Annotated in this window: 9 protein-coding genes; 5 read left to right on the top strand and 4 right to left on the bottom strand. The window is 61.7% G+C overall.

What is annotated here, in order from left to right:
- Window positions 1-13: 13 nt before the first annotated feature.
- Entirely contained in the window at window positions 14-940 is a 927-nt protein-coding gene (locus C1896_08540) for an ABC transporter permease (protein AZZ44951.1), read from the top strand.
- 84 nt (window positions 941-1024) lie between these two features.
- Here C1896_08540 and C1896_08535 read toward each other — a convergent pair whose 3' ends face one another.
- A complete protein-coding gene (locus C1896_08535; GenBank protein ID AZZ44950.1) occupies window positions 1025-3739 on the bottom strand; it encodes a carbonate dehydratase in 2715 nt (904 codons plus the stop codon).
- 201 nt (window positions 3740-3940) lie between these two features.
- Here C1896_08535 and C1896_08530 point away from each other — a divergent pair, with 201 nt between their 5' ends.
- The 3 genes from C1896_08530 to C1896_08520 all read left to right on the top strand — a co-directional run bounded on the left by C1896_08530 (window position 3941) and on the right by C1896_08520 (window position 7107).
- Complete coding sequence (locus C1896_08530; protein ID AZZ44949.1) at window positions 3941-4621, top strand: short-chain dehydrogenase; 681 nt, start codon at window positions 3941-3943, stop codon at window positions 4619-4621.
- A 267-nt stretch (window positions 4622-4888) separates the two neighbouring features.
- Window positions 4889-5980 (top strand): BMP family ABC transporter substrate-binding protein, encoded by a 1092-nt coding sequence (locus C1896_08525; protein AZZ44948.1) that lies wholly within the window; start codon window positions 4889-4891, stop codon window positions 5978-5980.
- A gap of 152 nt (window positions 5981-6132) precedes the next feature.
- The gene (locus C1896_08520; GenBank protein AZZ44947.1) at window positions 6133-7107 is read left to right on the top strand and encodes a 2OG-Fe(II) oxygenase; all 975 of its coding nucleotides are present in this window, start codon (window positions 6133-6135) and stop codon (window positions 7105-7107) included.
- A 119-nt stretch (window positions 7108-7226) separates the two neighbouring features.
- Here C1896_08520 and betA read toward each other — a convergent pair whose 3' ends face one another.
- The 3 genes from betA to C1896_08505 form a co-directional block, all read right to left on the bottom strand.
- Entirely contained in the window at window positions 7227-8903 is a 1677-nt protein-coding gene (gene betA, locus C1896_08515) for a choline dehydrogenase (protein AZZ44946.1), read from the bottom strand.
- A gap of 55 nt (window positions 8904-8958) precedes the next feature.
- Window positions 8959-10431 carry a betaine-aldehyde dehydrogenase gene (locus tag C1896_08510; protein AZZ44945.1) on the bottom strand — a complete coding sequence of 491 codons (1473 nt, stop codon included), beginning with the start codon at window positions 10429-10431 and terminating at the stop codon, window positions 8959-8961.
- A 96-nt stretch (window positions 10432-10527) separates the two neighbouring features.
- Window positions 10528-12594: a high-affinity choline transporter BetT gene (locus C1896_08505; GenBank protein ID AZZ44944.1), complete on the bottom strand. Its 2067-nt coding sequence runs from the start codon at window positions 12592-12594 to the stop codon at window positions 10528-10530.
- A 415-nt stretch (window positions 12595-13009) separates the two neighbouring features.
- Here C1896_08505 and tsaA point away from each other — a divergent pair, with 415 nt between their 5' ends.
- The gene (gene tsaA / locus C1896_08500; GenBank protein ID AZZ44943.1) at window positions 13010-13708 is read left to right on the top strand and encodes a tRNA (N6-threonylcarbamoyladenosine(37)-N6)-methyltransferase TrmO; all 699 of its coding nucleotides are present in this window, start codon (window positions 13010-13012) and stop codon (window positions 13706-13708) included.
- Window positions 13709-13758: the final 50 nt, after the last annotated feature.

The raw sequence follows: 13758 nt of genomic DNA, 5'->3' as shown, positions 1-13758 counted from the left end.
GAGGGCTGATTTGATGGATATCGACCTACTCACCAACATCTTCTACGCCATGATCCGGACCGGAACGCCGCTGCTGCTGGTCGCACTCGGCGAACTGGTCTGCGAAAAGTCCGGCGTCCTCAATCTCGGTCAGGAAGGCATGATGCTGTTCGGCGCAGTGGCCGGATTCATCGCCGCCTTTGCCACTGGCAACCTCTGGTTGGGCGTGGTGTTTGCCTGCCTGGGCGGCATGCTGCTGTCGCAGCTGTTCGCGCTGGTGGCGCTGGGCTTCAATGCCAACCAGGTGGCTACCGGCCTGGCGCTGACCATCTTTGGCGTCGGCCTGTCCTCATTCATCGGTGCCGGCTGGGTCGGCAAGCCGCTGGCCGGTTTCGAACCGATCGCCATTCCTTTCCTGAGCGACATTCCGTTGATCGGTCGCATGCTGTTCGCCCAGGACCTGCTGGTCTACCTGTCCTTCGCGCTTTTCGCCTTGGTTGCCTGGGTGCTGTTGAAAAGCCGCGTCGGCCTGATCATTCAAGCAGTCGGTGAGAACCCCAACGCGGCAAGCGCCATGGGCCTGCCGGTCCTGCGGGTTCGGGCGTTGGCGGTGCTGTTCGGAGGCGCCATGGCCGGGTTGGCGGGTGGTTATCTGTCGCTGGCCTATACCCCGATGTGGGCCGAAAATATGACTGCCGGGCGCGGCTGGATCGCCCTGGCGCTAGTGGTATTCGCCAGCTGGCGTGTAGGGCGTGTGCTGCTTGGCGCCTATCTGTTCGGCCTTGCCAGCATCCTGCATCTGGTGGCTCAAGGGATCGGCTTGTCGATCCCCGGCAACCTGCTGGCGATGCTGCCGTATGTGGCAACCATCGTCGTGCTGGTGCTGCTCTCACGCGACGCGATTCGCACCCGCCTGTATGCACCGGTGTCGCTGGGGCAACCTTGGAAAGCCGGTCATTGATCGGCCAGGAAAGCGGGCCTTCCAGGCCTCGCTTTCCATCTGCGGCCATTCGTTTCCATGCGCTCCCTGCGCAATACGTCGTCCCTACAGGCCGAGGCCCAAACGCCGTAGCAGCGCCTTTTCGATCTCCAGAATGACCAGCACCGCCACCCCGGCAAGTACCACGAACATGCCAGTGGTCAGCGACAACGCCTCGGAGGCGAACAGTGACTGCATGAACGGCGCATAGGTAAACATCAGTTGCAGGAGGAAAACGCCGAATACTGCCATCAGCACCCGCGGCGTGCCCTTCACGCCTTCCGCAGTGAACGAGGGCGCCTTCAGGTAGCGCACGCTGAACAGGTAGAACACTTCCATGCAGACCAGCGTATTGACCGCCACGGTACGCGCTGCCTCAACCGTAGCGCCTTGAGCGCGCATCCACTCGAACATGCCGAAAATGCCCGCCAGGAACAGCGCGGAGACTAAGAAGATCCGCCAGATAACGAATCGCGACAGCATCGGCTCGTCCGGCCGGCGCGGCGGACGCTGCATGACATCCGCCTCGGTGGGTTCGAACGCCAAGACCATCGCCAGCGCCACCGAGCTGACCATGTTCACCCACAGCACCTGCACCGGCGTGATCGGCAAGGCGATGCCGAGCAGCACGGCCAGCAGCAACGACAACGACTCGCCGCCATTGATGGGCAGAAGGAAAGTCACCGTCTTGCGCAGGTTGTCGTAAACGGTGCGGCCTTCTTCCACGGCATGCGCGATCGAGGCGAAGTTATCGTCCGCCAGCACGATCGCACCGGCCTGCTTGGCCGCCTCCGTCCCCTTCATGCCCATGGCGACGCCCACATCGGCCTGCTTCAACGCCGGCGCGTCGTTGACGCCATCGCCGGTCATGGCGACCACTTCGCCATTGGCCTGTAGCGCCCGCACCAGGCGCAGCTTGTGCTCCGGGCTGGCGCGCGCGAACACCCGGGCTTCGGCCACTGCCTGACGCATCGCCGTTTCGCCCATCCGTTCCAGCTCAGGTCCGGTGATGGCCTTGATGTCATCCCCCATCCCGAGCTGTCTGGCAATGGCACTCGCGGTGACGCCGTGGTCGCCGGTAATCATCACCACCCGAATTCCGGCAGCGCGACACTCCGCAACTGCGCGTATCGCCTCCTCGCGCGGCGGGTCGATAATGGCGACCAGCCCGAGCAAAGTGAGTCCGTTGGCGACGTCGGCGTGCTCGAGCATGTCCTTGTCGGCGGGCAATTGGCGCCGAGCGAGCGCCAGAACGCGGCGACCGGCTTGCGCCTGCGCCTCGACCTGCTGATGCCACTGAGCCTGTTCAAGCGACAGCTCCTCGCCATCGGCCATAAGCTGATGTGAGCACATGGCCAGAATGCGCTCCGGCGCGCCCTTGACCAGCACCTCGCTGCCGCTATCGGTAGCGTGCAGCGTCGCCATGAAGCGGTGCTCGGACTCGAAGGGAATCACATCCAGCCGAGGATGATCGACATGGAGATTGGTCGGTGACAACCCCGCTTTCATTGCAAGGGTCAGCAGTGCGCCCTCGGTGGGATCGCCGGCCAGCGTCCACACCTGATCCTTCTCGTGCAGGCTGGCGTCGTTGCACAACGCTGCCGCATGCATCAGTGCATTGACCGCTGGCGATCGGGCCAGCAACGCAGCCGGCTCGATGGGCACAGCATCGACCAGCAGCGCGCCATGCGGTGCATAGCCGGCACCTTCGACCTCCAGCGATTGGCCGGCGCAGATCACCTCCTGCACGGTCATTTCGTTGCGTGTGAGGGTGCCGGTCTTGTCGGAGCAGATCACCGTCACCGAACCCAGCGTTTCGACCGCAGGCAGTCGCCGAATCACCGCGTTTCGCGTCGCCATCCGCTGTACGCCAATGGCCAGGGTGATGGTCATGATCGCCGGCAGCCCTTCCGGGATTGCCGCTACCGCAAGCCCCACCGCCGCAATGAACATTTCGCCGGCGCCCATGCCGCGTACCAGCGTGCCGAACAGGAAGAGCACGGCGCTGGTCGCGAGGATCACCATCGTCAGGATGCGGCCGAATTGCTCCATCTTGCGCAGCAGCGGCGTCGTGCCCTGCTCGACCGACTCCAGCATGCGACCAATGCGGCCGATCTCGGTAGCCGCCCCGGTGGCAACGACCACGGCGCGCGCTTGACCTTGGGTTACCAGCGTACCGGCGTAGCCCATGCAGAGCCGATCGCCGATGGGCGCGTCATCGGCCACGGTGTCGACTTGCTTGTCCACCGGGACGGATTCACCGGTGAGCGCCGACTCGTCGATACGCAGGTTGCGCGCCTGCAGCAGCCGCACGTCTGCCGGCAGGCTGTCGCCGGACGCCAGCAGCACCACGTCACCGGGGACCAGTTCAGCCGCATCGATATCCTGCTGATGTCCGTCGCGGAGCACCACCGCATGGGGCGCCAGGAGGTGGCGGATCGCCTGTAATGCTTTCTCCGCCTTGCCTTCCTGCACGAACCCGATGGCGACGTTAAGCACCACCACGACCAGGATCACGAAGGTATCGACCCAGTGCCCCATCAAACCGGTCACCACCGCGGCAGCAATCAGCACGTACAGCAGCACGTTGTTGAGATGACGCATCAGCCGTTGCAGCACGCTTGCAGGTTTGGCTTCGTCGAGACGGTTCGCTCCGTATCGAGAGAGCCGTTCCTCTACGCTTTGGCGGGTCAGTCCGGTAGCCGACGATTCAAGCTCACACAACGTCTCGTCAGCCTCGCAGGCATGCCAGCGGCGCGATTGGATTTGCGGTTCGGGCATTGGATCCCCCTGGTGTTGATTCGCGGTGCCGAATCCGGCAACACAGTGGTCTCATGAGAGCCCAATAAAGATCAACATAGCTATCGCAGGGACACGCGTTGCAACACAGAGGCAGCGGTCGAATGTCGCAGCCGCCCCGCACGCGCTGATGTCGTTGCGCCGCGCTATGCTCGAAACCCCCTTCCACCACAAGGATCTCTCATGCAAAAAACCGTACTCGTGATTGGCGCTTCCCGCGGTCTGGGCCTAGGCCTCGCCAACCAATTTTCCAGCGAAGGCTGGCAGGTCATTGCCACGGTTCGCAACTCGCAGCAGGCCGACGCGCTCAGCCAGATTCCACGAGTGAGCGTGGAAACACTCGACATGAACGATGCGGCAAGCGTAGATGCGCTGGCCAAGCGGTTAGAGGGCACACAGCTGGATGTGCTGTTCGTCAACGCTGGCATTGCCGGGCCGCAAGACAAGCCGGCCACCCAGGCCACCGAGGCGGAAGTGGGTCAGCTGTTCTTCACCAATGCTGTCGCGCCGCTGCTCCTGGCCGAAAAATTGCGACCAGCGGTCAATCCCGAGCGAGGCGTCATTGTGTTCATGAGCTCCATCCTCGGCAGCGTCGAGACCGGTCCCGGCATGGGCATGTCGCTCTACGGCGCGAGCAAGGCCGCGCTCAACCATATGACCCGCACTTTCGTATCCGAGCTGGGCGAGACCGGGTTGACCGTATTGTCCATGCACCCCGGTTGGGTGAAGACCGACATGGGTGGTGACCAAGCGCCGTTGGATGTTCAGACCAGTACACGCGGAATGGTCGAGCAGGTCACCCTGGCGCTGGGCCGTGGCGGGCATCACTACCTCGACTACAAAGGCGATCAACTGCCCTGGTAATGCAACAAGGTGCCCCGGCTGCTCGACTTGCATCAGAGCCGGCGCTGACGCTTGAGAGCTGGTAGCCCCTGCCGAGCAAGCAGTGCACAGCCCTGGGGCAGCCCGAACGAATGACGCACCACTAGCGCTCCAGTGCACAGCGCTTGTGGGCACTTCCTGACATCCGCGAGCCGGCAACACGGCGATCTGTCCATCTGGTCAGCTTTTTGCAATCGGACAGGCAGCCGCTACGGCCCTCGCGTCATGACACACAGGAGCGTCATTCACATGCAGAAGAAACCACGGAGCGCCTTGCTGCGCAGCCTTGCCGTTGCCATCGGCTTTACCAGTGCCCTTTCCACTGGCGCAGCCTTCGCCGCTGATCCGCTGAAGGTCGGCTTTGTCTACGTAGGCCCGATCGGCGACCACGGCTGGACTTACCAGCATGAGATGGGCCGCCAGTATCTGGAAAAAGAGCTCGGCGAGCAGGTCGAGACCACCTTCGTCGAGAACGTTGCCGAAGGCGCCGATGCCGAGCGAGTGATCCGCAACATGGCCAAGGGTGGCTATGACCTGATCTTCACCACGTCCTTTGGCTACATGAACCCGACGCTCAAAGTCGCCAAGCAATTCCCCAAGGTGACCTTCGAGCACGCCACCGGCTACAAGCAGGACAAGAACCTCGGCACCTACCTGTCGCGCTCCTATGAAGGCCGTTACGTCGGCGGCTTCCTCGCGGCAAAGATGACCAAGAGCAAGAAGATCGGCTACATCGCCTCCTTCCCGATTCCTGAAGTGATCCGCGACATCAACGCCATCCAGTTAGCGCTCGACAAGTACAACCCCGGCACCGAAATCAAGGTGGTGTGGGTGAACTCCTGGTTCGATCCGGGCAAGGAGGCGGATGCTGCCAACGCACTGATCGACCAGGGCGTCGATGTGGTCTTCCAGCACACCGACAGCCCGGCGCCGATTCAGGCTGCCGAGCGCCGCGGCGTCTATTCGGTCGGCTATGCATCGGACATGTCCCACTTCGGCCCGAAGGCCGTGCTGACGTCCATCGTCAACGACTGGGGGCCGCACTACAGCAAATCGGCAAAGGCAGTCGTCGACGGCAGCTGGAAGCCGCAGGACTTCTGGGGTGGTCTGGCAGAGGAAACCATCAGCTTGCCGATCAGCGATCTGGTACCCGCTGAGGTGAAAACCGAGGCAGAAGACATCATCGCCAGCATCCGCAGCGGGGCGTTTCACCCATTCACCGGCCCGATCAAGGATCAGACCGGCACCGTGCGTATTGCCGAGGGTGCCACCGCCAGCAACGGCGAGTTGGCCTCGATGAACTACTACGTCAACGGCATCACTGCCGATCTGCCGAAGTAACCCAGCGGCCGCTGCGCAAGCCGCGCCAGCACAGGCGCGGCACCTGGAATTTGCCGTGCCGTCCCTCCTTCCGGAGAACCGCTGGCAAGGGGTGAACCCCTATATGGCTGACGGTACGAGAAGACCGCAGCGAGCATTCCTCGGAGCTATCCATGCACACACCACTCCCCATTATCGACATCGCGCCGCTCTACGCCTCGGATGTTAAGGGCTGGCACGAAGTGGCCCGTCAGATCGACACGGCTTGCCGTGACTGGGGTTTTTTCTATATCCGCAACCATCCGATCAGCGCCGAGCGTATCGCCCAGCTGAAGGGTGCTGCCGAACAGTTCTTCGGACTGCCCGTCGAGCAGAAACTACAAATCGATATCACCAAGAGCACCCATCACCGCGGTTACGGAGCGATTGCGACCGAACAACTCGACCCCGCCAAGCCAAGTGACCTCAAGGAAACCTTCGATATGGGTTTCCATATGCCTCCCGATCATCCGGAGGTGCTGGCGGGCAAGCCGTTGCGGGGGCCGAATCGCCATCCCGAGCTCGAAGGATGGCCGGCGCTGTTCGAACAGCACTATCAAGACATGCATGCGCTGGCCTGCACCCTTCTTCGCGCGGTAGCCAACGCACTAGGTGTCGAGTCGGGCTTTTTCGATGAGCGCTTCATCGAGCCGATCAGCGTGTTCCGCATGATCCACTACCCGCCACGCCAGACTGCAACGGCGCCCGAGCAACAAGGTGCCGGCGCTCATACCGATTACGGCTGTATCACGCTGCTCTACCAGGATCAGGCTGGCGGCTTGCAGGTGCAGAATGTGCGCGGAGAGTGGATCGATGCGCCGCCAATCGAGGGCAGCTTCGTGGTCAACATCGGCGACATGATGGCGCGCTGGAGTAACGACCGGTACAAGTCAACGCCGCATCGAGTGATCAGCCCGCTGGGCGTCGATCGCTACTCGATGCCCTTCTTTGCCGAGCCCAACCCGGACACGATCATTAGCTGCCTGCCCGGTTGCCAGAGCCGGGACAATCCGCCCAAGTATCCGGACACAACCTGTAGTGCCTATATGATTTCGCGTTTCGCCGAGACCTACGCCTATCGCCGGGAAGCTTCAGCTGCAGTGAATTGACCGCCCTGCACCAAGGAGATGAGCCGCAAGCATCCTTGGCAGGAACGCCGTTCAAGCGTCCAGCAAAGAACTGGCGGGCACATCACGTGCCCGCCAGCCTGTACCAACCCCGGCGATACTTAGCCCCGCACAGGTGCCTTGCGCACCGGTGCATCCTTGGCGACGTAGTAAGCCGCTGTGCTGCGCGGCAATGGCTGCCGGCCACGAATCCGGTCAGCGATCTTCTCGGCGATCATGATGGTGGTGGCATTGAGGTTGCCGGTAATGATCTGCGGCATGATCGACGCATCCACAACACGCAAGCCTTCCACGCCGTGCACGCGGCCCTGCCCATCGACGACGGCCATGTCGTCCGTGCCCATCTTGCAGGAACAGGACGGGTGATAAGCCGTCTCCGCATGCTCACGGACGAAAGTATCCAGATCCGCATCGCTCTGAGCATCAATGCCAGGGCTCAGCTCCTTGCCACGGAAGGGATCGAGCGCCGGCTGATTGATGATCTCGCGGGTCAGGCGAATGCCATCACGAAACTCCTGCCAGTCCTGCTCATGGGCCATGTAGTTGAAGAGGATACTCGGATCGACGTTCGGGTCGGTCGAACGAATCTGGATCCGTCCGCGACTGGGCGAGCGCATCGAACCGACATGCGCCTGGAAGCTGTGGCCATCGTGGGCGTTGCTGCCGTTGTAACTGACCGCAACGGGCAGGAAGTGGAACTGGATATTCGGCCACTCGAACTCATCGCGACTGCGAATAAAGCCGCCCGCCTCGAACTGATTGCTGGCGCCAATACCCGTGCCACCGAACAGCCACTGAGCGCCGATTGCCGGCTGGTTCCACCATTTCAAAGCGGGATACAGCGAAACCGGTTGCTTGCATTCGTACTGCAGGTACATCTCGAGATGGTCTTGCAGGTTTTGGCCGACGCCAGGCAAGTCGTGAACCACCTCGATACCAAGCCCCTTGAGCAATGCTGCGGGACCGACGCCGGAGCGTTGCAGCACCTGAGGCGAGGCAATGGCACCGCCGCAGAGCAGCACCTCGCGGCGCGCTCGTGCAGTGGTCGCCTGCTCACGGCCGCGCAGATATTTCACGCCGACAGCGCGCCTGCTTTCGAACAGCACGCGGTCCGTTACGGCGTGAGTGACGATGGTCAGGTTCGGGCGGTCCTTGGCCTGGTCGAGGTAGCCACGTGCCGTGCTGGCACGACGGCCATTGGGCGTGACGGTGCGGTCCATCGGGCCGAAGCCTTCCTGCTGGTAGCCGTTCAGATCCTCGGTCTTGGGATAGCCGGCTTGTACGCCCGCCTCCACCATGGCGTGGAACAGGATATTGTTGCCGGGCTTTGGCGTGGTCACGCTGACCGGCCCATCGCCGCCGTGATAGTCGTTGGGGCCGATGTCGCGGGTTTCGGCCTTGCGGAAATATGGCAGGCAATCCAGGTAGGACCAGCCCTCGAGACCGGGCATGGTCGCCCAGTTGTCGTAGTCCAACGCGTTGCCTCGGATGTAGCACATGCCGTTGATCAGCGACGAGCCGCCCAGACCTTTGCCGCGGCCACAGTCCATGCGGCGGTTGTTCATGTGGGGTTCTGGGTCGGTCTTGTAAGCCCAGTTATAGCGCGTGCCTTGCAGCGGGTAGGCCAGTGCTGCCGGCATCTGGGTGCGGAAATCGAGGCGATAGTCAGGACCGCCGGCTTCCAGCAGCAGGACACTGACATCCGCGTCCTCGGTCAGGCGTGCAGCCAGGGTATTACCCGCAGAGCCGGCACCGATGATGATGTAGTCGTATTCCATGAATCCTCCTGTCGCGTTGGCGAGCGCTGTCCTGCGCTCGTCTCAGCCTGCTCGCTTAGAAAACCGACGCGAACTCGCCCAGCTCTACCTGTACGGACTTCAACCGCGTGTAATGCGCCAGCGACGAGATACCATTTTCGCGGCCAATCCCGGACTGCTTGTAGCCGCCGACGGGCATCTGCGCGGCGGATTCACCCCAGGTGTTGATCCAGCAAATTCCGGCTTCCATCTGATGAATGATGCGGTGGGCGCGCGCCAGATCACGGGTGACAACACCAGCAGCCAGACCGTAGTCACTGTCGTTGGCGCGACGCACTGCCTCGTCTTCATCGTCGTAGGCCAGCAGACTGAGCACCGGGCCGAAGATCTCTTCACGGGCGATGATCATGTCGTCGGTGCAGTCGCTGAAGATGGTCGGCTCGATGTAGGCGCCACGGCCGAACTCGCCATTAGTGGCGCGCTCACCGCCGCAGAGCAGGCGCGCGCCCTGCGCCTTGCCTTTGGCGATATAACCGAGCACGTTCTGCATGTGGGCGAAGCTGACCATGGGGCCGAAGGTGGTCTGCTCGTCTTGCGGATCGCCCATGCGGATGCGTTTGACCCGCTCGAGCAGCTTCGCTTCGAACTCGCTCAACAAGGCGCGCGGCGCGAATACGCGGGTGCCGTTAGTGCAGACCTGACCGGAGCTAAAGAAGTTGGCCATGACAGCGATGTCGGCGGCGCGGTCCAGGTCGGCATCGTCACAGACGATTAACGGCGACTTGCCGCCCAGTTCCATGGTGACGTCCTTGAGCGATGAGCTGGCCGCACTGGCCATGACTTTCTTGCCCGTCGCCACGCCGCCGGTAAAGGACACCTTGGCGATGCGCGGATGCTCAGTGAGCAACGCACCGATCTCCGCCCCGGTGCCGGTCAGCACGTTGAACACGCCCGCCGGCAAGCCGGCTTCGGTGAAGATCTCTGCCAGCTTGAGCGCGCTCAGCGAGGTCACTTCGCTCGGTTTGAAGATCATCGCGTTGCCGGCAGCCAGAGCGGGTGCGGCTTTCCACAATGCGATCTGGATCGGATAGTTCCAGGCGCCGATTCCGGCCACTACACCCAACGGCTCACGGCGGGTATAGACGAAGCTGGTGTCGCGCAGTGGAATCTGCTCGCCTTCGATGGCCGGCGCCAGGCCTGCGTAGTACTCGAGCACATCAGCACCGGTGACAATATCGACGCTACGGGTCTCCATCAGCGGTTTGCCGGTATCGAGGGTTTCCAGCAGCGCCAACTCATCGTTGCGCTCACGCAGGATGTCGACCGCTTTGCGCAGCACACGCGAGCGCTCCATGCCGGTCAGTGCTGCCCAGATCTTCTGACCTGTCTCAGCGCTGACCACCGCACGCTCAAGATCGGTCCGCGAGGCCTGCGCCACTTCGGCGAGAACCTCGCCGTTGGCCGGGTTGACGCTCTCGAAGACGTCTCCACCGCTGGCCTCGACGTAAGCGCCATCGATATAGAGTTGTTGCCGTGGATAACGGGCCATGATTTACCTCTTCGAATGTCCAGGTGGCAACGACCGGATAGGTCACTGCCACGTTTCAGGTGCCACGACGAACCTGTAGGTCCGTCGTGGTCGCAGTCAGGTGGCGCTTGCGGTACCGGGTTCGGACGAGCCGTCCGCCAGGCTGCCTTTCTCGCGCTGCAGGTGCAGGAACTGCATGTGGTGCTCGTAGTGATCGAGGATGTCTTCGATCAGCTGGCGCTTCGAGTAGCCCATCAGGTCGTAACCAAGGCTCCCCTGTCGCAGGTGCACTTCAAGCCGGTAATAGTGCGCACTGCTGCTGGATGTGCGCACCGCGAAAGACGGCATCGAGCTGCGAACAGGCCAGATCTGGTAGGTGAAGTCCATTTCGCTGCCAAGATTCACGTTGAGAATCAGGTGCTCGTTGCCAGCCTCGCCTTCGATAATTTCCACCGGCACGCCTTTCTCGCCGAGCGCTTTCTGGATCTCCTCCATCGCTGGCCGGCATGTCTCTTTCAGGTAGCGGCGAATCTGCGACAGGCTCGGGAAACTCATCGCCCGGGACAGCCGCTGACTCCAGTTCATGTGGGCATGCTCAAGCGTCGCACGGCCTGACAGCTGTCCCGAGAGGCTCTTCTGATAACTGTCTGCCATCACGCCTTCGACGTGCAGCGCCTTGAACAGACCCACCATCATGAACAGAAGCACAATGGAGAACGGCAGCCCCATGATGACCACGGTGCCCTGCAGCGCACTCAGCCCGCCGGCAATCAGCAAGGCCAGGGTCAGCACGCCGATGATCGCGGCCCAGAGTATGCGCATCCAGACCGGCGCATCGCTATTGGCGTCCTTGAGAATCGAGGTGAAATTGGACAGCACCAGCGAGCCCGAATCACCAGATGTCACGAAGAACACAATGGCAAGGATGGTCGCCACGGCAGTCGTCAGGCCGGCCCAGGGCAGGCTCTGCAGGAACAGGTAGATCGAAGATCCCGGATTACTCACCGCCTGCGCGCCGAACTCAACGGCACCGTTCATGACCATGTCGATGGCGCTGTTACCCATGATCGACATCCACGCCATCATGAAAGCCAGCGGCAACAGCAACGTACCAATCACGAACTCACGGATGGTGCGCCCCCGCGAGATACGCGCCAGGAACAGCCCGACGAAAGGCCCCCATGCAATCCACCAGGCCCAGAAAAATACCGTCCAGGCATTCAGCCAATCGGTGGGCTGGCCATAAGCGTAGGTATCGAACGACAGGCTGATGAAATTGGAGAGGTAGTCGCCAATGTTCATCACCAACGCGTTCAGCAAAAAGGTGGTCTTGCCGGCGAACAACACGAATAGCAGCAGCAACACTGCGAGAAGCATGTTGAACTCGGAGAGCCGACGGATGCCCCGCTCCACCCCGGTCGCCGCCGATATCGCGGAGAACACGACGATCAACACGACCAACACCGACTGGGTCAGCGTGCTTTCAGGTACGCCGAAAATGTAGTTGAGGCCGAAATTGAGCTGAATGATGCCAATGCCGAGGCTTGTGGCGATTCCGAACACGGTGCCTAGCACCGCGGCCGTGTCCACGGTATGCCCGATGGGGCCGTAGATGGCCTTGCCGAAAATCGGGTACAGCGACGAGCGGATCGAAAGAGGAAGCCCTTGGCGAAAGCTGAAGTAAGCCAGCGACATGCCCACCAGGGTGTAGACACCCCAGCCAGACAGCCCCCAGTGCAGGAACGTCAGCTCCATGGCATGCCGCGCCGCCTGCGCGGTGCCGCCTACGCCTACCGGCGGTTCCAGATACTGCGTGATTGGCTCAGCGATACAGAAAAACAGCAAGTCGATGCCGATACCGGCGGAGAACAGCATCGCCGCCCAGGTAACGACATTGAATTCCGGTTTCGAATGATCAGGGCCTAGCCTGATTTTGCCGTAGCGCGTGGTTGCAATGACAATCACGAACAGTAGGTACACCAGTACGGCTAGAAAGTAGAACCAGCCAAAGGTGTTTGAAATCCAGCCTAGGACGGTATTGATGACCGTCAGGGATGGCTCCGTGAAAAACATCGTCCAGATCGCAAACAGTACGATGGCAACCGCCGAACTGTAGAAAACGACCGGATTGATGCGATCTCGGGTTGGGTCAGTGTGACTGGGTGAGAGCTCAGCCTCGTTCATCAGTTCTATCTCCTGAACTTGTTCTGGCTTTTAGGACATCGCGACGCGACGAAATGCGGCTGCCACGTTTTGCGACTGCCAAAGCGGCTGCACTGCTGCTGCCTGTATGCGGGGCTGCGTCAGGGGCGACGCGCCAAAAACTGCCGTAAAGCGCTGGCGAGCGCGGCACTGGAAAAGAGTGAAGCGTACAGCCGTAAAACAAACGTAGCCTATGTTCGAAAAAAGGGCGGTTACCCTACACGAATTATCGAAACTCTGCATGGGGCCGCAGATAGCGAGCTGACGCAAAGGGGCTCATGCGTACGCACCGGTCGGGCTCTGAAGCTATTGCAGAGTGCTGCGCCAGCCTTGCGCGTAGGCGCGATCCGCCACCGCAACGGGTAAGATGGCGCCCCTCCGCGCCTGGCTAATCACCATGTCCTACTCCGTTTCTCCCATCGGCTTCGTCCGCTCCTGTTTCAAGGAAAAGTTCGCCATTCCACGCCAGCCGCAACTGGCACCCGCCGCTCGAGGCGTACTGGAACTGGTCGCACCGTTCGATCAGGTTCATGCTCTGGAGGGACTGGAACAGGTGAGCCATGTCTGGCTGCTGTTTCTTTTTCATCAAGCTTTGGAGGCCGAACCCCGTCTGCGAGTACGGCCACCACGTCTAGGTGGCAACCGAATGGTTGGCGTATTCGCGACACGGGCGACGCACCGGCCGAACGGCATCGGGCAGTCGGTGGTGAAACTGGACCGGATCGAGCCAGGCCGTCTTCATCTGTCGGGAATCGATCTGCTCGATGGGACACCGGTGCTGGACATCAAGCCTTATGTCCCCTATGCCGACGTGGTGACGGATGCCCATAACGGCTTGGCCGAGGACGCACCCAACCTCATTGCAGTGCGCTGGACCGAGGCCAGCCTGCAACAGGCGCACTGCGAAGCGGCGCGGCTGGGCGAGCCGCTGCAAGCCTTGATCGAACAGTGCCTGGCACAGGACCCACGACCGGCCTATCAGACGCCAGCACCGGAACGCCGCTACGGCACCCGGCTCTGGGATGTCGAGGTCCGATGGCACTACCCAGAGCCATCAACCATCACGGTATTGGAAGTGACACGAGCAGCCAGCTAGGCTGACCTAGACCTTCGCAAGACCATTCAGGAATATCCTGCATACCGGCT

Source organism: Pseudomonadaceae bacterium SI-3, assembly GCA_004010935.1.
Lineage (GTDB): Bacteria > Pseudomonadota > Gammaproteobacteria > Pseudomonadales > Pseudomonadaceae > Stutzerimonas.
Note: the sequence above shows the minus strand (reverse complement) of the source record. Positions and strands in the feature narration are given on the sequence as shown.

What these genes read in the sequence shown, in the direction of transcription:
- C1896_08525 (AZZ44948.1), top strand. Translation starts at nt 4,889, where the DNA reads ATGCAGAAGAAACCACGGAGCGCCTTGCTGCGCAGCCTTGCCGTTGCC.
- C1896_08510 (AZZ44945.1), bottom strand. Translation starts at nt 10,431, where the DNA reads ATGGCCCGTTATCCACGGCAACAACTCTATATCGATGGCGCTTACGTC.
- C1896_08505 (AZZ44944.1), bottom strand. Translation starts at nt 12,594, where the DNA reads ATGAACGAGGCTGAGCTCTCACCCAGTCACACTGACCCAACCCGAGAT.
- tsaA (AZZ44943.1), top strand. Translation starts at nt 13,010, where the DNA reads ATGTCCTACTCCGTTTCTCCCATCGGCTTCGTCCGCTCCTGTTTCAAG.
- betA (AZZ44946.1), bottom strand. Translation starts at nt 8,903, where the DNA reads ATGGAATACGACTACATCATCATCGGTGCCGGCTCTGCGGGTAATACC.
- C1896_08535 (AZZ44950.1), bottom strand. Translation starts at nt 3,739, where the DNA reads ATGCCCGAACCGCAAATCCAATCGCGCCGCTGGCATGCCTGCGAGGCT.
- C1896_08530 (AZZ44949.1), top strand. Translation starts at nt 3,941, where the DNA reads ATGCAAAAAACCGTACTCGTGATTGGCGCTTCCCGCGGTCTGGGCCTA.
- C1896_08520 (AZZ44947.1), top strand. Translation starts at nt 6,133, where the DNA reads ATGCACACACCACTCCCCATTATCGACATCGCGCCGCTCTACGCCTCG.
- C1896_08540 (AZZ44951.1), top strand. Translation starts at nt 14, where the DNA reads ATGGATATCGACCTACTCACCAACATCTTCTACGCCATGATCCGGACC.